Genomic DNA, 21,079 nt, shown 5'->3' with positions numbered 1-21,079 from the left:
CGCCCATGCAGACGGAGCTGAGCAAGAAACTGGGAGTCGAGCACGCCGTCTTCGGCTTCACGCCGTTCCCCGCCGTCGCCGCGGCCATCAGCCGGGCCGGCGGCTTCGGAGTGCTCGGCGCGGTCCGCTACACCGCCCCCGGCGACCTCAAGCGCGATCTCGACTGGCTCGACGCGCACGCCGGGGGCCGGCCCTACGGGCTGGACGTGGTCATGCCCGCCAAGAAGGTCGAAGGCGTCACCGAGGCCGACGTCGAGGCGATGATCCCGGAGCAACACCGGCAGTTCGTGCGCGACACCCTCGCCCGGCACGGCGTCCCCGAACTGGCCGAGGGCGAGGCGTCCGGCTGGCGCATCACCGGCTGGATGGAACAGGTCGCCCGCAGCCAGCTCGACGTCGCCTTCGACTATCCGATCAGGCTGCTCGCCAACGCCCTCGGCTCCCCGCCCGCCGATGTCGTCGCCCGCGCCCACGACCGGGACATCCCGGTCGCCGCGCTCGCGGGCAGCGCCCGGCACGCCCGCAAGCACCAGGAGGCGGGCATCGACATCGTCGTCGCCCAGGGCTACGAGGCCGGCGGCCACACCGGCGAGATCGCCACGATGGTGCTCACCCCCGAGATCGTGGAGGCCGTCGACCCGCTGCCCGTCCTGGCCGCCGGGGGCATCGGCAGCGGCCCGCAGGTGGCGGCCGCCCTCAGCCTCGGCGCCCAAGGTGTGTGGCTGGGCTCCATATGGCTGACCACCACAGAAGCGGACCTCCACTCAACCGCGCTGACCCGCAAGCTGCTCGCCGCCGGCTCCGGGGACACCGTCCGCTCCCGCGCGCTGACCGGCAAGCCCGCACGCCAGCTGCGCACCGCGTGGACCGACGCCTGGGACGACCCGGCCGGCCCCGGCACCCTGCCCATGCCGCTCCAGGGCCTGCTGGTGGCCGAGGCGCTCTCCCGCATCCAGAAGCACGAGGTCGAGCCGCTGCTCGGCACGCCCGTCGGGCAGATCGTCGGCCGGATGACCGGCGAACGCAGCGTCCAGGCCGTCATGGACGACCTCACCCGCGGCTTCGAACGGGCCGTGGACCGCATCAACCGCATCGCCGGAAGGAGCTGACGGCCATGACCACGCCCCCCGCCGGATTCTGGGCCCAGGCCGCCCAGGACCCCGGCCGCACCGTCCTCGTCGCCCCCGACGGGCAGGAGTGGACCGCCGGCCGGCTGCACTCCGCCGCCAACCGGCTCGTCCACGGACTGCGCGCGGCCGGACTGGAACGCGGCGACGCGTTCGCCGTCGTCCTGCCCAACGGCGCCGAGTTCCTCACCGCCTATCTCGCCGCCACCCAGGCCGGCCTCTACCTCGTCCCCGTCAACCACCACCTGACCGGCCCCGAGATCGCCTGGATCGTCGCCGACTCGGGCGCCAAGGTGCTCATCGCCCACGAGCGGTACGGCCCGGCGGCCCGCGCCGCCGCCGACGAGGCGGGCCTCCCGGCCGGGCACCGGTACGCGGTCGGCGAGGCCGACGGCTTCCGGCCGTACCGCCGACTCCTGGACGGACAGCCGGAGTCGGCACCCGCCGGCCGGGAGCTCGGCTGGGTCATGAACTACACCTCCGGTACGACGGGACGCCCGCGCGGCATCCGCCGCCCGCTGCCCGGCAAGGCCCCCGAGGAGGCCTATCTGGGCGGCTTCCTCGGCATCTTCGGCATCAAGCCGTACGACGGCAATGTCCACCTGGTCTGCTCGCCGCTCTACCACACGGCGGTCCTCCAGTTCGCCGGTGCCTCGCTGCACATCGGCCACCGCCTGGTGATGATGGACAGGTGGACGCCCGAGGAGATGCTCCGGCTCATCGACACCCACCGGTGCACCCACACCCATATGGTGCCGACCCAGTTCCACCGGCTGCTCGCCCTCCCCGAGGACGTGCGCGCCCGCTACGACGTCTCCTCCCTGCGCCACGCCATCCACGGCGCCGCGCCCTGCCCGGACCATGTGAAACGGGCCATGATCGACTGGTGGGGGCAGTGCGTGGAGGAGTACTACGCGGCCAGCGAGGGCGGCGGCGCCTTCGCCACCGCCGAGGACTGGCTGAAGAAGCCGGGCACGGTCGGCAGGGCCTGGCCGATCAGCGAACTCGCGGTCTTCGACGACGACGGCCACCGGCTTCCGCCCGGCCGGCTCGGCACCGTCTACATGAGGATGACCACCGGCGGCTTCTCCTACCACAAGGACCGGACCAAGACCCGCAACAACCGCATCGGCGACTTCTTCACCGTCGGCGACCTCGGCTATCTGGACGAGGACGGCTACCTCTTCCTCCGCGACCGCAAGATCGACATGATCATCTCCGGCGGGGTGAACATCTACCCGGCCGAGATCGAGTCCGTCCTCCTCTCCCACCCGGCGGTCGCCGACGCGGCCGCCTTCGGCATCCCGCACGACGACTGGGGAGAGGAGGTCAAGGCCGTGGTCGAACCGGCCCCCGGCCACACCCCCGGCCCCGGCCTGGCCGCCGCCCTGCTCGACCACTGCGCCGAGCGGCTCGCCGGCTACAAGCGGCCGCGCAGCGTCGACTTCGTCGCCGAACTGCCCCGCGACCCCAACGGCAAGCTGTACAAGCGGCGGCTGCGCGACCCCTACTGGGAGGGACGCGCCCGCCAGGTGTGACGGACGCCGGGGCGAGAGCCGCCCGCCGGGGTGCTTGACCGGCCGGTCCGGCGGCCGCAGGATCGGCTGTCATGAGGCAGGGACACGGCAGCACGGTCGACGGGGTGCTGCGGCGCAGCGCCCGCCGCACCCCGGCGCGCGTCGCGCTGGAGTACCGCGAGCGGACCTGGACGTACGAGGAACTGGACGACGCCGTCTCCCGCGCCGCCGCCCTGCTGCTCGCCGAGGGCCCCGCCCCCGGCGACCGGGTCGCCGCCTACGGCCACAACTCCGACGCCTATCTGCTCGGCTTCCTCGCCTGCGCCCGCGCGGGCCTGGTCCATGTGCCCGTCAACCAGAACCTCACCGGGGACGACCTGGCCTATCTCATCGGCCAGTCGGGCAGCACCCTGGTCCTCACCGACCCGGACCTCGCCGCCCGACTGCCGGGCGGCGTCCGGGCGTTGCCCTTCCGCGACACCGAGGACTCCCTCCTCGCCCGGCTCGCGGACACACCGCCGTACGACGGTCCGGAACCCCGCACCGAGGACCTGGTGCAACTGCTGTACACCTCCGGTACGACCGCGCTGCCCAAGGGCGCGATGATGACCCACCGGGCGCTGGTGCACGAGTACCTCAGCGCCATCACGGCCCTCGATCTGAGCGCCGGCGACCGCCCCGCGCACGCCCTGCCGCTGTACCACTCGGCGCAGATGCATGTGTTCCTGCTGCCCTACCTCGCGGTCGGCGCGACGAACATCATCCTGGAGGCACCGGACGGGGACCTGCTGTTCGACCTGGTCGAAACCGGCCGCGTGGACAGCCTGTTCGCGCCGCCCACGGTGTGGATCGGGCTGGCGGGACGGCCCGACTTCGCGACCCGCGACCTCGACGGCCTGCGCAAGGCGTACTACGGCGCCTCCATCATGCCGGTCCCCGTGCTGGAACGGCTGCGCGCCCGGCTGCCCCGGCTCGCCTTCTACAACTGCTTCGGCCAGAGCGAGATCGGCCCCCTGGCCACCGTGCTCGGCCCGGATGAACACGAGGGCCGGCTCGACTCCTGCGGCCGGCCCGTGCTGTTCGTCGACGCCCGGGTGGTGGACGACAAGGGCGAGGACGTGCCCGACGGCACCCCGGGCGAGATCGTCTACCGCTCGCCGCAGCTGTGCGAGGGCTACTGGGACAAGCCCGAGGAGACCGCCGAGGCCTTCCGGGACGGCTGGTTCCACTCCGGCGACCTCGCGGTGCGCGACGGCGAGGGCTACCTCACCATCGTGGACCGGGTGAAGGACGTCATCAACTCCGGCGGTGTGCTGGTCGCTTCACGCCAGGTCGAGGACGCCCTGTACACCCATGAGGCGGTCGCCGAGGCCGCGGTGATCGGCCTGCCCGACGAGCGGTGGATCGAGGCGGTCACGGCGGTGGTCGTGCGGCGCGGCGAGGTGACGGAGGAACAGCTCATCGCGCACGTACGGGAGAAGCTCACCCCCTTCAAGGCGCCCAAACGCGTTCTGTTCGTCGACGAACTGCCCCGCAACGCCAGCGGCAAGATCCTCAAGCGCCGGCTGCGCGACCGCTTCGGCGGCTCATGACGGTCACTCGGGGTCGCGCGGGCGCAGGTCCACGATGCGGCGGATCTTGCCGACGGACCGCTCCAGCGACTCCGGGTCCACGATCTCCACGTCCACGGACACCCCGATGCCGTCCTTCACGGCCGCGGTGATCGCGCCGGCCGCCGCCTGCCGTACCTCCGCCGGTGCGTCCGGCCGGGCCTCGGCCCGCACGGTCAGCCGGTCCAGCCGGCCCTCACGGGTCAGCCGGAGCTGGAAGTGCGGCGCCACCCCGGGCGTGCGCAGCACGATCTCCTCGATCTGGGTGGGGAACAGGTTCACCCCGCGCAGGATCACCATGTCGTCGCTGCGGCCGGTGACCTTCTCCATCCGCCGGAACGCCCGGGCCGTGCCGGGCAGCAGCCGGGTCAGATCCCGGGTGCGGTAGCGGACGATCGGCATGGCCTCCTTCGTCAGCGAGGTGAACACCAGCTCGCCCCGCTCGCCCTCCGGCAGCACCTCGCCGGTGACCGGATCGACCACCTCCGGGTAGAAGTGGTCCTCCCACACGGTCAGGCCGTCCTTGGTCTCCGCGTACTCCTGCGCCACACCAGGGCCGATCACCTCGGACAGCCCGTAGATGTCGACCGCGTCGATCGCGAACCGCTCCTCGATCTCCCGCCGCATCTGCTCGGTCCACGGCTCGGCCCCGAAGACCCCGACGCGCAGCGAGGTGCCGCGCGGGTCCACGCCCTGCCGCTCGAACTCGTCCAGCAGCGTCAGCATGTACGACGGGGTCACCATGATGACGGCCGGTTCCAGATCCTGGATCAGCTGCACCTGCCGGGCCGTCATACCGCCGGACGCCGGGACGACCGTACAGCCCAGGCGCTCGGCACCGTAGTGTGCGCCCAGCCCACCGGTGAACAGGCCATAGCCGTAGGCCACATGGACGACGTCACCGGGCCGGCCGCCGGCCGCCCGCAGCGAGCGCGCCACCATGTCGGCCCACATGGAAAGGTCGTTGTCGGTGTAGCCGACCACCGTGGGGCGGCCGGTGGTCCCGCTGGAGGCGTGGATACGTCGGATCCGCTCACGGGGTACGGCGAACATCCCGTACGGGTAGTTCTCGCGCAGGTCGGCCTTGGTGGTGAAGGGGAAGCGGGCGAGGTCGGCCAGCGAGCGGCAGTCCTCCGGACGGACGCCGGCCTTGTCGAAGGAGTCACGGTAGAAGGGCACATGGTCGTAGGCGTGCCGCAGCGAGGAGCGCAGCCGCTCCAGCTGGAGCACCCGCAGCTCCTCTGCCCCGAGCCGCTCACCCGCGTCACGCAGGTCCGTCGCATCCGCCGCATCCGTCATGGGGACGCCTCCCTTGCCATCCTCGCATACCGGACAACCGATCATTCGGTCGCCCTGTCGCTGGCCAGTAACGCAGGCCACCGCGCTCCGAGGCAAGGGGTCTGGACGGAATGCCCCGGTGATCCCGACGCGACCGGACGGCTGGATCGGTAGGGTCGACGATCATGAGTGACGCATGGAAGAGGGACCGGATCGGCAGCGCGCTGCGCGGTGAGAATCCCACGGTGCTCCGGAGGCTGGACGCGGGGTTCGCGGTCATCGGGGACGTCCAGTTCCTGCCGGGGTACTCGGTGCTCCTGGCGGACGACCCGTCGGTGCGCCGGCTGTCGGAACTGCCCAGGAGCAGGCGGCTGGCCTTTCTGTCCGACATGGACAGGCTCGGCGAGGCCGTCGAGCGTGCCTGTGCGCGGCTGGACCCCGGCTTCCGGCGGGTCAACCTGGAGATCCTGGGGAACACGGACCCGTTTCTGCACGCGCACGTGTGGCCGCGGTTCGACTGGGAGCCGGATCATCTGGTCGGGAAGCCGGTGTGGCTGTATCCGGCGGAGACGTGGGGCGACAGCCGCTCCGCGCTGGGTCCCCAGCACTCGGCCTGGCGCGAGGCGATCGGTGCGGAGTTGGACCGGCTCGCGGGCTGACGTCCGCGGCTCCTCCTGTCCCGCCGCCCGCCCCACGCGCTACCGCTGCACCGGGCACTCCATTCGCTGCTCAGCCGGTGCCGCGGTCCAGTACGCGGCGGGCGGCCTCGGCCTCCGCCGCGGGCGGGGAGAGTTCGTCCAGGGTGTCCAGCTCGTCGTCCGACGCCAGCTCCTGTTCCCAGGCCTCCGCGAGCCGCTCCTGCTCCTGGCGCGGCCGGGCGGCGATCTCCTCCCGGTGCTCCCGGTCCAGGGCTGCCAGGAATCGTTCGACCGGGTCTGTCGACATGCCGTGCTCCTTGTCTCGGACGGGCCTGCTGCCTGGCCCAGCATGGCCGAACCGGCCTGCGCCCGCCGCCCGACACCGCCTGGGAACACCCTGTTGGCCGCGCGGCCCGCATCCGTGCCGGAAAGACATTGCGCGCCGGACGGGCCGGCCGGGATGATCGCCCCCATGCCGATCTTCACCGCGGCCGACGGCACCCGGCTCGCCTACCACCTGCGGGGCAGCGGCGCGCCCCTCGCCGTGCTGCCCGGCGGCCCGATGCGGGCCTCCGCCTACCTCGGTGACCTCGGCGGGCTGGCCGCGCACCGGCGACTGGCGCTGCTGGACCTGCGCGGCACCGGTGACTCGGCGGCGCCGGCGGACCCGGGGACGTACCGCTGCGACCGGATGGTGGAGGACGTCGACATATGGCGCGCCCACATGGGGCTGGACCATATGGATCTGCTCGCCCATTCGGCGGGCGCCGCCCTGGCGATGCTCTATGCGGCCCGGTACCCGCACCGGATACGACGGCTGCTGCTGATCACCCCCAACCCGTCCGCCCTCGGGCTGCGCGCCACCCCGCAGGACCGGCTGGCCGCGGCCCGGCTGCGCACCGGGGAGCCGTGGTTCGCCGAGGCGTTCCCCGCCTTCCGGGCCTGGCTCGCCGGGGAGGCCGGCTTCGACGACGTGTTCCTGCCGTTCTTCCACGGCCGCTGGGACGACACCGCCCGCGCCCACTGGGACGCCGAGCCGGAGCAGACCAACGAGGAGGCGGCCGACGGCTACTTCGCCGAGGGCGCCTTCACCCCGGACGCCACCCGTGCGGCGCTGGCCGGGCTGACCGCTCCGGTCCTGGTCCTCGCCGGGGAACTGGACGGCGGTCCGCGCCCCGGTCTCGCCCGACGTGCCGCCGAGGCGTTCCCGGCCGCCGAGTACGCCGTCCAGCCCGGCGCCGGCCACTACCCCTGGCTGGACGACCCCGACTGGTTCCGGAACCGCGTCATGGACTTCCTCGCCGAGGACTGACCGCCGTGGAGCGGAGAGGAAGACCGTGCAGTCCTAGCGGTCCGCCGCCACCGCCACCTCGCGAGCCCAGCGGTAGTCCGCCTTGCCGCTCGGGGAGCGCCGGATGGAGTCGGTGACGACCAGCTGGCGGGGGATCTTGTAGCCGGCCAGCCGGGTGCGGCAGTGGGTCTGGATGTCGGCCAGTGACGGCCGCGGCGCCCCCTCGCGCAGCTGCACCACCGCCGCCACATGGTTGCCCCAGGTGGCGTCCGGCACCCCGGCGACGAGCGCGTCGTACACGTCCGGATGCGCCTTGAGCGCCTGCTCGACCTCCTCCGGGTACACCTTCTCGCCGCCGGTGTTGATGCACTGCGAGCCCCGGCCGAGGACCGTGACCACGCCGGCCTCGTCGACCGTCGCCATGTCGCCCAGCAGCACCCAGCGCTCTCCGTCCCGCTCGAAGAACGTCTCGGCGGTCTTGCGGGGGTCGTTGTAGTAGCCGAGCGGGACATGTCCGCGCTGGGCGATGCGGCCCACCTCGCCCGCCCCGACCGGCTCACGCGTGACCGGATCCACCACCCGGGTAAGGGAGTTGACCCTGATGCGGAAGCCGCGCTCGGGACCTGAGTCCTCGGTCGCGGTGCCGTTGAAACCGGACTCGGAGGACCCGAAGTTGTTCAGCAGCAGGGCGTTCGGGACCAGTTCCCGGAACTGCCGGCGGACCGTCTCCGACAGGATCGCGCCCGAGGAGGAGACGCTGAACAGGGACGAGCAGTCGGTGCCCTTCAGCGGCCCGCTCAACGCGTCGATCAGCGGGCGGAGCATCGCGTCGCCGACCAGCGACATGCTGGTGACCCGCTCCCGTTCGACCGTGCGCAGCACCTCCTCCGGCACGAACCTGCGGTGCAGCACGACGCGCTGGCCGAAGTGGAAGCCGATGAACGCCGTCAGCGTCGAGGTGCCGTGCATCAGCGGGGGAGTGGGGAAGAAGGTGATGCCCGCACCGCCCGCCGCGACCCGCTCGGCCAGCTCCTGCGGCCTCCGCACCGGCTCCCCCGTCGGCGCCCCGCCGCCCAGCCCGGCGAAGAACAGGTCCTCCTGACGCCACATCACCCCCTTGGGCATGCCGGTCGTCCCGCCGGTGTAGATGATGAACCGGTCGTCCCCGGAGCGGGCCGGGAAACCCCGCCCGGGGGAACCGGACGCCTCGGCCTCGGCGAACGGGACCGCCGAGGTGATCAAGGGCGCCCCGGTGCCGACCCGCAGCAGATGCCGTAGCCCCGGCGTGCGGGGCAGCGCCCCGGCGACCCGGCCCTCGAACTCCGCGTCGTAGGCCAGCGCCACCAGGTCCGCGTCGCGGTAGAGATACACCAACTCCTCTTCGACGTAGCGGTAGTTGACGTTGACCGGGACGATCCGGGCCTTCAGGCACGCCAGCACCGTCTGGAGGTACTCGACGCCGTTGTACAGGTGCAGCCCCAGATGTTCGCCGGGCCGGACGCCGCTGGCGGTCAGATGGTGGGCGATCCGGTTGGCGGCGGCGTCCAGCTCGGCGTAGGTGAGGCGGCGCTCGGCGCCGGTGCCCGGGTGGTCGAGGTGGACGAGCGCCTCGCGGTCCGGCACCACGTCCACGACCGACTCGAACAGGTCCGCAAGGTTGTACTCCACCGCTCCTCCTGACCCCGCCGTCCGGCTGCGGAAACCCGCGTCCTCGCTCCGCCGGTCATCAGAGCAAAGGGGAGCACAGGTGTGAAGGGGCCGGGGCCAATAAATCTGACTGACTGTCAGAAAACTCTTGAAGTGCCCCCTCGCCTCCTGCAACCTGTTCTCGTTCTCACCGAGGGGAGATGGCCCATGGGCGGGACCGAACACCTCACCGTGCAGCGTGAAGGCGCCACACTGGTGCTCACGCTCAACCGGCCCGACGCCAGGAACGCGCTCTCGCTTCCGATGCTCGTCGGCCTGTACGACGGCTGGATCGAGGCCGACGAGGACGACACCGTCCGCTCGATCGTGCTCACCGGGGCCGGCGGCGCCTTCTGCGCCGGCATGGACCTCAAGGCGCTGGCCGGCGACGGAATGCGGGGACAGCACCACCGCGACCGCCTCAAGGCCGACCCCGACCTGCACTGGAAGGCCATGCTGCGCCACCACCGCCCGCGCAAACCGGTGATCGCCGCCGTCGAGGGGGCGTGCGTCGCGGGCGGCACCGAGATCCTCCAGGGCACCGACATCCGGGTCGCGGGCGAGTCCGCGACCTTCGGCCTGTTCGAGGTGCGGCGCGGACTGTTCCCCATCGGCGGGTCCACCGTCCGGCTGCCCCGGCAGATCCCGCGCACCCACGCCCTGGAGATGCTGCTCACCGGCAGGCCCTACAGCGCCCGGGAGGCCGCCGCCATCGGACTGATCGGCCAGGTCGTCCCCGACGGCACCGCCCTCGCCAGGGCACTGGAGATCGCCGAGCGGATCAACGCCTGCGGCCCGCTCGCCGTCGAGGCCGTCAAGGCGTCGGTGTACGAGACCGCGGAGATGACGGAGAGCGACGGCCTCGCCGCCGAACTCGCCCGCGGCCGGCCGGTCTTCGACACCGCCGACGCCAAGGAAGGCGCCCGCGCCTTCGCGGAGAAGCGGCCCCCCGTCTTCAAGCGGGCCTGACCCGAGGAGCCCCGATGCCCGAAGTCCTCCAAGCGCCACTCGTCGTCGAGTTCCCCTTCACCCGCTCCCTCGGACCCGTGCAGAGCGCCTTCCTCACCGGCCTGCGCGAACGCGTCGTCCTCGGCGTGCGGACCAGCGCCGGACGCACCCTGGTCCCGCCCGTCGAGTACGACCCCGAGACCGCCGCGGAACTGCGCGAGCTGGTCGAGGTCGCCCCCACCGGCACCGTCACCACCTGGGCCTGGAACCACGCACCCCGCCGCGGCCAGCCCCTCGGCACCCCCTTCGCCTGGGTCCTGGTCCGGCTCGACGGCGCCGACACCGCCCTGCTGCACGCCCTCGACGCCCCCGGCCCCGACGCCGTCCGCACCGGCATGCGGGTCCGCGTCCGCTGGGCCGCCCAACGCACCGGCGCCATCACCGACATCGCCTGCTTCGAGCCGTACGACGGCGCACCCGCGGAAACCGGCGGCCGCACCGGCGCCTTCGACAACCCGGTCACCGGGATCGTCGCCCCCGCCCGGCTCGACTACACCTACGCGCCCGGCCGCGCCCAGTCCGCCTACCTCGAGGCCCTCGCGGGACGGCGGATCGTCGGCGAACGCTGCCCGGTCTGCCGCAAGGTCCACGTCCCCCCGAGGGGCGCCTGCCCCACATGTGGGGTCGCCACAGCAGAACAGGTCGAAGTAGGTCCCCGGGGCACAGTGACCACCTTCTGCATCGTCAACATCAAGGCGAAGAACCTCGACATCGAGGTCCCGTACGTCTACGCCCACATCGCCCTCGACGGCGCCGGCCTCGCCCTGCACGCCCGGATCGGCGGCATCCCCTACGACCAGGTGCGCATGGGCCTCAGGGTGGAGCCGGTGTGGGCCGAGGGCGCCCGCCACCCCGACCACTACCGGCCCACCGGGGAGCCCGACGCGGACTACGAGACGTACAAGGAGCTGCTGTGAGCGCCCGCACGCCGCACAGGGACATCGCCGTCGTCGCCTTCGCACAGACCGACCACCGCCGCTCCAGCGCCGACTCCTCCGAGGTGGAGATGGTGATGCCGGTCCTGCACGAGGTGCTGGGCCGGACCGGGCTGAGGACCGCCGACATCGGTTTCACCTGCTCCGGCTCCAGCGACTACCTGGCCGGCCGCGCCTTCTCCTTCACCCTCGCCCTGGACGGCGTCGGCGCCTGGCCGCCGATCTCCGAGTCCCACGTCGAGATGGACGGCGCCTGGGCTCTGTACGAGGCCTGGATCAAACTCCTCACCGGCGACGCGGACACCGCGCTCGTGTACGCCTACGGCAAGTCCTCGCCCGGCTCGCTGCGCGACGTGCTCACCCGCCAGCTCGACCCGTACTACCTGGCCCCGCTGTGGCCCGACGCCGTGGCCCTCGCCGCCCTCCAGGCACAGGCCCTCATCGACGCCGGCGAGACCGACGAGAACGCCCTCGCCGCCGTCGGCGCCCGCAGCCGCGCCGACGCCGCGGCCAACCCGCACGCTCAGCTCAAGGGCGAGGCTCCGCACGGCGACTATGTCGTACGGCCCCTGCGCACCGGCGACTGCCCGCCCGTCGGCGACGGCGCCGCCGCCGTCATCCTCGCGGCGGGGGAGCGGGCCCGCGACCTGTGCGCGCGGCCCGCCTGGATCCGCGGCCTCGACCACCGCGTCGAGGCCCACGGGCCCGGCGTCCGCGACCTCACCGACTCGCCCTCCACCCGGCTGGCCGCCGAGCGGGCCGGCGCCTTCGAACGGCCCGTCGACACCGCCGAGCTGCACGCCCCGTTCGCCTCCCAGGAAGTGATCCTGCGCAAGGCGCTCCGCCTCGGCGACGACGTCCGCGTCAACCCCTCCGGCGGAGCGCTCGCCGCCAACCCGGTCATGGCCGCCGGACTGATCCGCATCGGCGAGGCCGCCGCCCGCATCCACCGCGGCGACTCCGACCGCGCCCTCGCCCACGCCACCTCCGGCCCCTGCCTCCAGCAGAACCTGGTCGCCGTACTCGAAGGGGAGCCCCGATGAGCAAGGAGCCCGTGGCCGTCACCGGGATCGGCCAGACCAGGCACGTGGCCGCCCGCCGGGACGTGTCGATCGCCGGTCTCGTCCGGGAGGCCGCCCGGCGCGCCCTGGCGGACGCCGAGCTGAACTGGGCCGACGTCGACGCCGTGGTCGTCGGCAAGGCGCCCGACTTCTTCGAGGGCGTGATGATGCCCGAGCTGTACCTCGCCGACGCGCTCGGCGCCGTCGGCAAGCCCCTGCTGCGGGTGCACACGGCCGGCTCCGTCGGCGGGTCCACCGCACTCGTCGCCGCGAGCCTGGTCGCCGCCCGTGTCCACGGCACGGTCCTCACCGTCGCCTTCGAAAAGCAGTCCGAGTCCAACGCGATGTGGGGCCTGTCCCTGCCGATCCCCTTCCAGCAGCCGCTGCTCGCCGGGGCCGGCGGCTTCTTCGCCCCGCACGTGCGCGCGTACATGCGACGCAGCGGCGCTCCCGACACCATCGGCTCCCTCGTCGCCTACAAGGACCGCCGCAACGCCCTGCGCAACCCCTACGCCCACCTCCACGAACACGACATCACCCTGGAGAAGGTCCAGGCCTCGCCCATGCTGTGGGACCCCGTCCGCTACTCCGAGACCTGCCCCTCCTCCGACGGCGCCTGCGCCATGGTCCTCACCGACCGGGCCGGAGCCGCCCGCGCGCCCCGGCCGCCCGCCTGGCTGCTCGGCGGCGCCATGCGCAGCGAACCCACCCTCTTCGCCGGCAAGGACTTCGTCTCCCCGCGGGCCGGCCGGGACTGCGCCGCCGACGTCTACCGGCAGGCCGGCATCACCGACCCGCGCCGCGACATCGACGCCGTCGAGATGTACGTGCCGTTCTCCTGGTACGAGCCCATGTGGCTGGAGAACCTCGGCTTCGCCGCGGAGGGCGAGGGCTGGAAGCTCACCGAGTCCGGCGTCACCGAACTCGACGGCGACCTGCCGGTCGACATGTCGGGCGGCGTCCTGTCCGCCAACCCCATCGGCGCCTCCGGGATGATCCGCTTCGCCGAGGCCGCCCTCCAGGTGCGCGGCCAGGCCGGCGAACACCAGGTGGACGGCGCGCGCAAGGTCCTCGGGCACGCCTACGGCGGCGGCGCCCAGTTCTTCTCCATGTGGCTCGTGGGCGCCGAGCCGCCCGACTCCTGAACGCCGCGCGAAAACCCTCCTCACATGGCCTGTCGGCCGTAGGGACCGGTCGCTAGGCTGGCCCGCGGACGACGAACCGGGAGGAGCACGGACGTGGCCGAGAGCACCATCCAGCAGCACCCGCTCATGGGCTGGGACAAGCCGGAGCTGGACCTCAGCAACGCCGAGTGGCAGTCCAGCAGCCGAGGGCTGGGCGATGTCCAGATCGCATTCGTCGAGGGGTTCATCGCGATGCGCAACAGCGGCCGCCCGGAGAGTCCTTCACTCATCTTCACCCCGGCCGAGTGGGGCGCCTTCGTCTCCGGCGCACGGGAGGGCGAGTTCGACCTCACCTGAACGACCGGTTGTTCCCGCCGTAAATCCGGGACACGCGACCGCGGCGCCCCGCCGGGACCCGCCCCTGAGCGAGGCTGGCCCCCGCAAGGGGAAGGTCGTGCTCCGGAGGTGAGGAACGATGAGCGCTGCGCCGGTCGTCGCCGCGGTCGACGGGTCCGAGGACAGCCTGCGCGCCCTGGACTGGGCCCTGGACGCGGCCCGGCGCCGCGAGGCACCGCTGCGCGTGGTGCACGTACGGCAGTACGCCGCCTGGGGCCAGGCCGACATGCTGGTCACCGGGGTGCCCGAGGCTGAGCAGGACCCCGTCCTGGACGAGGCGCGCGCCCGGCTGGACGTGAGCACCGGTGTCCCCGCCGTGGAGTACGGGTCGCTGGAGGGGGCGCCGGGCGCGGTGCTGCCCGGACTCGGCGCCGAGGCACAGCTGTTGGTGCTCGGCTCCCGGGGCCGCGGCGGCTTCACCGGCCTGCTGCTCGGCTCCAACGGGCTCGCCGCCGCCCGGGACGCCGAGTGCCCGGTGGTCGTCGTGCCCCGGCCGGGACGCGCGGTGCACGACGAGGGGCCGGCCGAGCCCGGACCCCGGGTGGTGGTCGGGCTGCACGCCGACAGCCCCGACGAGTCCGTCCTCTCCTTCGCCTTCGCCGAGGCCGCCCTGCGCGCGGCCCGGGTGCAGGTCATCGCCGCCTACCCGTGGCCCGTCCAGACCTGGGCCGCTCCGGGCCAGTTCGTGCCCGCCCTCGACCAGGAGGCCGTCGCCCGCGAGACCCGGGCCCTCGCCGAAGGGTTCCTCGCCGCCCACCGCGACCGGCACCCCGGCGTCCGGGCCGACACCGAGGCCCTCGCCGGGAACGCCGCCGGACATCTCGTCGCCGCGTCCCAGGACGCCGAACTCGTCGTCGTCGGCCGGCACCGCCGCCGGCTGCTCGCCCCGGCCCGCATGCTGGGCTCCGTCACCCAGGCCGTCCTCCTCCACGCGGCAAGCCCGGTCGCGGTGGTCCCGCCCGGACCCCCGGAGGGCTGAGCAGCGCCCCGGCCTTCCTGGACATATATGAAGGCAAAGGGAAAAGAGAACGGAAAGGCACACCATGAACAGAGCGCACCGCTGGACCGCCGCGCTGGTCGGCACGGTCGGCGCGGCCCTGGCGGCCGCCGGCCCCGTGATGCTGGTACGCGGCCGACTGGGCCGGAAGGAGATCCGTGCCGAACTGGCCGCACAGAAGATCAGCTTCCCCCGCCACGGACTCCCGGCCCGCCTCGCCCCCTTCGCCGGCCAGAGCGTGCAGACCGGCCCCCAGGCGCACGCCTACGCCCAGCTCATCAAGGACCATGTCGTCCAGGCGACCGGCGGCCGCACCTACGCCGAGATCACCGAAGAGCTGCACACCAGCGGCGGCGACGACGAGAAGCTCACCCAGCTGCGTCAGACCGCCTTCATGGGCGAGACACTGCGCGGCTCCCTGTTGAGCGCCTATCAGGCCTGGCATCTGACCACACTGGTCACGGGGCTGGGCGGGGCACTGACCGGCCTCGGCGTGGCACTGCTGGCCACAGCCCGCACCGCGGGTGCGCGCCCGCCGGCGCCCCGGGGCACCCGGCGGTAGCAGAACGGCCGGCAGCCCGCAATCCCTTCGACGGCGACCGGCGTCCCGACGGCTGTGGGGCGCCACGCCATGGCGTCCGGACCAGCCTGAACCTACGGTTCCGCCACACCCGGCGCTCCCGCCGCGGCCGACCGCGCGGGAGCCACCGGGGCTTCGCACGCCACCGAAGGAGCCGCCATGTCCCTGCCCGCGTCCCGGAAAACACCCGGAGCACCTCCGCCGGCCCGCCTCCCGCTCCTGCTGTCCCGGCTGCTCGCCCTGGTCGCCGTCGTCCTCGCCACCGCCCTCACCGGCCCCGTGCCCGCCGCCCACGCCGCCGTCTCCCTCACCCGGGTCGGCGACTTCGGCTCCAACCCGGGCGCGCTCACCATGTACGTGTACCGGCCCGCGTCCCTGCCGGAGCACCCGGCGGTGGTCGTGGCCCTGCACGGCTGCACCCAGAACGCCCAGGTCTACGCCGACAACTCAGGACTGCCCCGACTCGCCGACCGCGACGGCTTCCTGCTGGTGTTCGCGGAGACCAGCACCGCCAACAACCCCAGCCAGTGCTTCAACTGGTTCCAGAGCACGGACAACCGGCGCGGCCAGGGCGAGGCCCTCTCCATCCGGCAGATGGTGAGCCAGGCCGTCACCGCGTACGGCGCCGACCCCCAGCGGGTCTACGTCACCGGGCTGTCCGCCGGCGGCGCCATGACCGCGGTGATGCTGGCCACCTACCCCGACGTCTTCTCCGCCGGCGCGGTCGTCGCCGGGCTGCCGTACGACTGCACCAAGGACAACAGCCCCTACACCTGCATGAACCCCGGCGTCGACCTCGGCCCGGACACCTGGGCCCAGCGGGTGCGCGACGCCTACCCGTCGTACCAGGGCCCCTGGCCGCGCGCCGCGATCTGGTACGGCGACCAGGACACCACCGTGGTCCCGCGCAACGCCACCGAACTGCGCGACCAGTGGACCGCGCTGCACGGCCTGTCCCAGACCCCCACCCGCACCACGTCCATCGGGCCGGACGCGACCCGGCAGGACCAGTACCTGGCCGCCGACGGCAGCGTCGCCGTGGAGGTCGACCGGGTCCCCGGCATCGGCCACGGCACCCCCGTCGATCCCGGCACCGGCACCGCGCAGTGCGGCAGCACCGGAGCCCCGTACTTCCTCGGCTCGATCTGCTCCAGCTACTGGATCGCCCGCTTCTTCGGCCTGGACACCTCCGACCCGGGCGGCCCCGGCGGTTCGGGCGGCGGCAGCACCGCCGCCTGCTGGACGGCCAGCAACTACGACCAGGTGCGGGCCGGACGCGCCACCACCAGCGGTGGCTCCACCTATGCCAAGGGATCCCAGCAGAACATGGGTCTCTACAACACGTTCGTCACCCACACCCTGAAGGAGTCACCCACGGGTTACTACACCATCGCCGACGGCGGCTGCCCCTGACACGCCATCAGCCGCCGCCAGGCATAGGGGCCGACCACGGTCCAGGGGCCGCCGTCATAGCGGCCCCACACATGTCCGCCGCACCCACCACGCCCCTAACCTCCAGCGCGTCCACCCATCGCCGGAGGAACCCACATGGCCATCCCGCCACCGGCCCGGCCGAGACGCCGAGCCGCACTGCACGCCCTGTCGCTCGCCGCGGCCTGCCTGCTCCTGACCACCCCGGCCACCGCGGCGCCCGCAGCCCCGCCGGACGGCCACTGCGCCGGCCGCGCCCTGCTCACCGTGCCCGGCGCCGCCCGTCAGCAGGCCGACTGCCTGGACGAGCTGACCACCGCCGGGACCGTGGCCTCCGGCCACACCGATCCGGCCGACTACGCCGGTCTCACCCCCAAGGACCTGCCCACCCCCAGCGGTGTGCCCGGCATCCAGATCGACGGCTACTTCCCGGACACCTCCACCACCAACACCCACCACGGCTGGAACCACGACTCCCAGTTCGTCATCCGCCTGCCCGACCGCTGGAACGGCGGCCTGGTGGTCGCCGGCACCCCCGGCAACCGGGCGCAGTACGCCAACGACCGGGCCATCGCCGACTGGGTGCTCGCCCGGGGCTACGCCTACGCCGCCACCGACAAGGGCAACACCGGCACGGCCTTCTACCGCGACGGCCGCCGGCCCGGCGACGCCGTCGCCGAATGGAACGCCCGCCTCACCCAGCTCACCCGTGCCGCCCGCGCCGTCGTCACCCAGCGCTACCACCGGCCACCCGCCCGCACCCTCGCCACCGGCCTGTCGAACGGCGGCTACCTGGTGCGCTGGCAACTGGAGAACCACCCCGAGCTGTACGACGGCGGAGTGGACTGGGAAGGCACCCTGTGGCGGGCCGACGGCCCCAACCTGCTCACCTTCCTGCCGACCGCACTGCGCGACTACCCGGCCTACGCCGCCGGCGGCCCCGGCGCGGCCACCGCCGAGGCCGCCCTGCACCGCGCGGGCTTCCCGGCCGGCTCGGAGTTCCTGTGGCCGTACCACCACCGCGTCTACTGGGACCTCACCCAGCGCATCTACCGGGAGGAGTTCGACCCCGGCTACGACGGCCCGGCCGAGGCCGGCACCCCCTACTGCGCCTCCGGCACCCCCGGCTGCGACGCCGACTACGACTACGCGGCCCGCCCCGCCGCCGTGCACCGGGCCGTGGCCCGGGTCGCCCTGACCGGACGCATCGGCAAGCCCCTGATCACCCTCCAGGGCACCCTCGACACCCTGCTGCCGATCAGCGAGGACTCGGACGTCTACGCCCGGATGGTGCACGCGGCCGGACGCGACGCGCTGTTCCGCTACTACCGCATCGAGGACGGCACCCACACCGACTCCCTGGCCGACGCCTTCCCCGACCGGCTCCGCCCCATGGTGCCCTGCCACCACTCGGCCTTCGAGGCCCTGGAGGACTGGCTCACCGGCACCGCCCTCCCACCCGCCGGCCACACGGTCGCCCGCCCGCCCACCGCCACCCCGGCCACCCTGCTGACCAACTGCCCCCTCCGATAGCCCCACCTCCGGGCGCCCGCAGGTCACCCCGTGCAGTCCGGGCACGTACCATGGCCGCATGTCGTTCCTCCGCCGCCGCAGCGCCACTCCTGCCGGACCCGACTTCGACGTGCTGGCCATGGACCCGGGCGACTGGCCGGGCAACCTCGGTGCGGGCCTGCTGCCCGCCCCCGACGGCACCTGCCAGGGTGTCTTCCTGCGCTACGACCTCTTCGGCGGCCGCGGCCCCGCGATGATCATCGGCAATCTCCCCGAGGGCTCCCCGGCCCGCGAGGTCGCCGAGGGCGAGATCCCCTTCGAGGTGGGCCAGCTGCTGCTGGCGCTGGAGAACGACGAAGAGGTCACCGTCTCCGGCATCGAGGACACCCCGGTCCTCCAGGGCGACAACCTCCTCATCGTGCGTCGGCTGAAGCTGTCCGAGTCGCGGATCTCCTGCGTGCAGTTCGACCGCAGCGACGGCGTCCTCGTCACCATCGCCGCCTGGGACCGCCCCATCACCGACGACCTGTACGCCCTGCTGAAGCCGCTCCCGGCGGAGCTGTTCCAGCAGGGCTGAGGTTCCAGGGCGCCGTCAGCCGGCCGACCCCTCGAGGGTCACGTCGGCGGCGCGCACGAACGCCACCCGGTGGCCGTACTGGATCTCGTAGTACAGGTCCTTGCCCACCACGACCCGGTGCGAGTCGGTGGTGAAGGTGACCGAGTAGTCGTACTCGCCCGGCACCTCGTCACCGACCACGTACCGCTGCCCGGCCGGCAGGGTGTACGGCAGCGCCACCACCGACTGGGCGGGGATCCCCGCCGGGTACGCGGCCTTCTCCGGGTAGGCCCTGCCGTACACCGGGACGGCGGTCAGACCGTCCTTCGGGGTGATCGTCAGCCCCTCGGCGGGCACCGCCGCCGGCTGACCGGGCGGGTTCTCGAACCAGGCCTTCTGGCCGAGGTACCAGATCGCCGTCCAGTCGCCCCAGCGGTCGGCGACCGCGTACTGCTGGCCGGTGGAGACCCGCGAGGACAGATCGTTGACGTCGGTGGTCGGGTCCTTGCCGAAGCCGATGTCCTTGACCAGCGGCGCACTGGTGTCATGGTCCGTGTAGAGCCGCACCTCGCTGGAACCGTGCGCGGTGCAGGCCACGCCCGAGGCGGTGCAGCCCGTGTACGGGGGCTGGTTGGCGGAGTAGTCCGGCAGGATCGTCACCATGCCGGAGCTGCGGCCCCCGGCGCGCTTGAAGGGGTGGCCCAGCAGCTCGAAGTAGTGCCGCCAGTCCCAGTAGGGGCCGGGGTCGGTGTGCATGCCGGGGATGGACGCCGCGGTCGGACCGGGCACGTTCTCGTGGCCCAGGATGTGCTGCCGGTCCAGCGGAATGCCGTACCGCTCGGCGAGATAGCGCACCAGCCGTGCCGAGGACCGGTACATCGCCTCCGTGTACCAGGCGTCCGGGGCGGCGAGGAAGCCCTCGTGCTCGATGCCGACCGAGGCGCCGTTGATGTACCAGTTGCCGGCGTGCCAGGCGACGTCCTTGCCCTTGACATGCTGGGCGATCAGACCGTCGGTGGAGCGGATCGTGTAGTTCCAGGACACATAGGTGGGGTCCTGGACCAGGTTCAGCACGCCGTCCCAGGTGCCCTCGGTGTCATGGATGACGATGTATCTGACGCGCTGTGACAGCGGGCGGTCGCCCAGGTCGTGGTTGCCGTAGTCGTTGTCGCCGAACTGGGCGTACGGCGCCGGGACCCACTCGCAGGACACCGACTCCGGGCACTCGGTGCCGTCCGACCTGACCGTGCGCAGGCCGATACGTTTCAGCTGGGCGGTGTCCGGGGTCAGCCGCGGCTGGGCGGCGAGGGCCACCAGCTGGCCGTCGTCCGTGACGCGCTCCTCGCCCGTGCGCAGCACGTCGTACACGTCGTTCGCGTACGCCGCCGCGGTCGCCGTGTCGTCGGCGCCGGAGAAGCGGGCCACCGCGCCGTACCAGTCGGCCGGGTCGGTGCTCAGTGGCTCGCCCAGCCGTCGCTGCGCGTCGGCGAGCAGGGCCGCACCGCCGGCCACGTTCGCCGCCGGGTCGGTGCGCAGCCGCGCGGCCGGCACGCCGGTCAGCTCGGCCGCCCGCGGCAGCGTCCTGAGCCGGGCCGGGAGCGCGGATTCGGACGGCACCCTGACGCTGGGGTGCAGGGCGGCGCGGGCGGTGTCGCCGCGGGCGTCCTCGCTGCCCTCCGCGAAGTGCTCGGTGGTGGCGAGGGCGGTCCGGGCGTCGGTGAGGTGCATGGGGCCGTAGCCGCCCGTCACGCTGGGCGCGCCGGCGTGCCGGTCCCAGCGGGACTGGAGGTAGGAGACCGCCAGCAGGACGCTCGGCGGCACGTGGTACTCGGCGGCCGCGGCCGTGAACGCGTGCTGGAGGCGGCCCGCGGAGGCTGTCGTGGCGGGCGCGGCCGGAGCCGCGCCGAGCAGCGGCAGCAGCAGGGCCGCAGAGGCGAGCGGGACGGCGGTCCGCCGCAGGCGTCTGTGGCCGGGGGCGGATGTGGGATCGGTGGCGGAACCTCGCAATGCAGCCTCCTGTGACGGGCGGGCGTGGCGAAGCGTGCGGCGCCGAGCTGGGTCAGTGGTACCGGCTGGCCGACGATCCGTCAATCATGCCGTCACAGTGGCGATTTCCCACGTCACGGAGGGTTTTCGGCGAGTTTCGCGGCGGCGGTGCGCGGGCCTGGGCGGCGTCAGAGGCGTACACCTGTGGGTGCCGCGCCGGAACTCGCCCGAACGGCCGCGGCCCGATTCGCCCGGAAGGCGGAACGCGAGCGCATCGGGCGGGAGCAACACGAGGGTCGGGGGGGGGGGGCGCGCCGGGGGGGCCCCCCGCCGGCCCGCCCCCCCC

19 protein-coding genes are annotated in these 21,079 nt (G+C 73.2%); 15 read left to right on the top strand and 4 right to left on the bottom strand.

Going from position 1 to position 21,079, the window contains the following annotated elements:
* Positions 1-5: 5 nt before the first annotated feature.
* The 3 genes from ACFVIU_RS07155 (at position 6) to ACFVIU_RS07145 (ending at position 4,236) form a co-directional block, all read left to right on the top strand.
* Complete coding sequence (locus ACFVIU_RS07155; RefSeq protein ID WP_385841150.1) at positions 6-1,109, top strand: NAD(P)H-dependent flavin oxidoreductase; 1,104 nt, start codon at positions 6-8, stop codon at positions 1,107-1,109.
* A 5-nt stretch (positions 1,110-1,114) separates the two neighbouring features.
* Positions 1,115-2,665, top strand: coding sequence for an acyl-CoA synthetase (locus ACFVIU_RS07150; protein ID WP_385841149.1), 1,551 nt, complete (start codon positions 1,115-1,117; stop codon positions 2,663-2,665).
* A gap of 71 nt (positions 2,666-2,736) precedes the next feature.
* Positions 2,737-4,236 (top strand): acyl-CoA synthetase, encoded by a 1,500-nt coding sequence (locus ACFVIU_RS07145; RefSeq protein ID WP_385841148.1) that lies wholly within the window; start codon positions 2,737-2,739, stop codon positions 4,234-4,236.
* A 3-nt stretch (positions 4,237-4,239) separates the two neighbouring features.
* Here the strand turns inward: ACFVIU_RS07145 and paaK are convergent, their stop codons facing one another.
* Positions 4,240-5,553, bottom strand: a complete 1,314-nt coding sequence (paaK, locus tag ACFVIU_RS07140; protein WP_385841147.1) for a phenylacetate--CoA ligase PaaK — start codon at positions 5,551-5,553, stop codon at positions 4,240-4,242.
* Between the two features lie 164 nt (positions 5,554-5,717).
* On the opposite strand from paaK, the gene ACFVIU_RS07135 reads away from it, so the two are divergent.
* Entirely contained in the window at positions 5,718-6,191 is a 474-nt protein-coding gene (locus ACFVIU_RS07135) for an HIT family protein (RefSeq protein ID WP_385841146.1), read from the top strand.
* A gap of 70 nt (positions 6,192-6,261) precedes the next feature.
* On the opposite strand, the gene ACFVIU_RS07130 is transcribed toward ACFVIU_RS07135, so the two are convergent.
* Positions 6,262-6,477 (bottom strand): hypothetical protein, encoded by a 216-nt coding sequence (locus ACFVIU_RS07130; RefSeq protein WP_385841145.1) that lies wholly within the window; start codon positions 6,475-6,477, stop codon positions 6,262-6,264.
* Between the two features lie 165 nt (positions 6,478-6,642).
* Here ACFVIU_RS07130 and ACFVIU_RS07125 point away from each other — a divergent pair, with 165 nt between their 5' ends.
* Positions 6,643-7,482 carry an alpha/beta fold hydrolase gene (locus tag ACFVIU_RS07125; protein ID WP_385841144.1) on the top strand — a complete coding sequence of 280 codons (840 nt, stop codon included), beginning with the start codon at positions 6,643-6,645 and terminating at the stop codon, positions 7,480-7,482.
* Between the two features lie 33 nt (positions 7,483-7,515).
* Here ACFVIU_RS07125 and ACFVIU_RS07120 read toward each other — a convergent pair whose 3' ends face one another.
* The gene (locus ACFVIU_RS07120; protein ID WP_385841143.1) at positions 7,516-9,129 is read right to left on the bottom strand and encodes an acyl-CoA synthetase; all 1,614 of its coding nucleotides are present in this window, start codon (positions 9,127-9,129) and stop codon (positions 7,516-7,518) included.
* Positions 9,130-9,315: 186 nt separating this feature from the next.
* On the opposite strand from ACFVIU_RS07120, the gene ACFVIU_RS07115 reads away from it, so the two are divergent.
* The 10 genes from ACFVIU_RS07115 (at position 9,316) to ACFVIU_RS07070 (ending at position 18,768) form a co-directional block, all read left to right on the top strand.
* Entirely contained in the window at positions 9,316-10,116 is an 801-nt protein-coding gene (locus ACFVIU_RS07115; RefSeq protein WP_385841142.1) for a crotonase/enoyl-CoA hydratase family protein, read from the top strand.
* 14 nt (positions 10,117-10,130) lie between these two features.
* Positions 10,131-11,072, top strand: coding sequence for a Zn-ribbon domain-containing OB-fold protein (locus tag ACFVIU_RS07110; protein ID WP_385841141.1), 942 nt, complete (start codon positions 10,131-10,133; stop codon positions 11,070-11,072).
* Positions 11,069-12,133 carry a thiolase domain-containing protein gene (locus ACFVIU_RS07105; protein WP_385841140.1) on the top strand — a complete coding sequence of 355 codons (1,065 nt, stop codon included), beginning with the start codon at positions 11,069-11,071 and terminating at the stop codon, positions 12,131-12,133. Before ACFVIU_RS07110 ends, ACFVIU_RS07105 begins: the two co-directional genes overlap by 4 nt.
* Positions 12,130-13,296 carry a thiolase domain-containing protein gene (locus tag ACFVIU_RS07100; protein WP_385841139.1) on the top strand — a complete coding sequence of 389 codons (1,167 nt, stop codon included), beginning with the start codon at positions 12,130-12,132 and terminating at the stop codon, positions 13,294-13,296. Before ACFVIU_RS07105 ends, ACFVIU_RS07100 begins: the two co-directional genes overlap by 4 nt.
* 93 nt (positions 13,297-13,389) lie before the next feature.
* The gene (locus ACFVIU_RS07095; protein ID WP_385841138.1) at positions 13,390-13,632 is read left to right on the top strand and encodes a DUF397 domain-containing protein; all 243 of its coding nucleotides are present in this window, start codon (positions 13,390-13,392) and stop codon (positions 13,630-13,632) included.
* Between the two features lie 118 nt (positions 13,633-13,750).
* A complete protein-coding gene (locus ACFVIU_RS07090; protein WP_385841137.1) occupies positions 13,751-14,650 on the top strand; it encodes a universal stress protein in 900 nt (299 codons plus the stop codon).
* A gap of 64 nt (positions 14,651-14,714) precedes the next feature.
* Positions 14,715-15,230, top strand: a complete 516-nt coding sequence (locus ACFVIU_RS07085; RefSeq protein ID WP_385841136.1) for a hypothetical protein — start codon at positions 14,715-14,717, stop codon at positions 15,228-15,230.
* Between the two features lie 177 nt (positions 15,231-15,407).
* Positions 15,408-16,661, top strand: a complete 1,254-nt coding sequence (locus tag ACFVIU_RS07080) for an alpha/beta hydrolase family esterase (protein ID WP_385841135.1) — start codon at positions 15,408-15,410, stop codon at positions 16,659-16,661.
* Positions 16,662-16,796: 135 nt separating this feature from the next.
* Positions 16,797-18,212, top strand: a complete 1,416-nt coding sequence (locus tag ACFVIU_RS07075; RefSeq protein ID WP_385841134.1) for a 3-hydroxybutyrate oligomer hydrolase family protein — start codon at positions 16,797-16,799, stop codon at positions 18,210-18,212.
* A gap of 58 nt (positions 18,213-18,270) precedes the next feature.
* Complete coding sequence (locus ACFVIU_RS07070; RefSeq protein WP_385841133.1) at positions 18,271-18,768, top strand: hypothetical protein; 498 nt, start codon at positions 18,271-18,273, stop codon at positions 18,766-18,768.
* Positions 18,769-18,783: 15 nt separating this feature from the next.
* Here the strand turns inward: ACFVIU_RS07070 and ACFVIU_RS07065 are convergent, their stop codons facing one another.
* Positions 18,784-20,754 (bottom strand): N-acetylmuramoyl-L-alanine amidase, encoded by a 1,971-nt coding sequence (locus ACFVIU_RS07065; protein WP_385841132.1) that lies wholly within the window; start codon positions 20,752-20,754, stop codon positions 18,784-18,786.
* Positions 20,755-21,079 lie beyond the last annotated feature (325 nt).

Origin of the sequence: Streptomyces sp. NPDC127190, assembly GCF_042672505.1 — a bacterium.
Taxonomy (GTDB): domain Bacteria; phylum Actinomycetota; class Actinomycetes; order Streptomycetales; family Streptomycetaceae; genus Streptomyces.
Note: the sequence above shows the minus strand (reverse complement) of the source record. Positions and strands in the feature narration are given on the sequence as shown.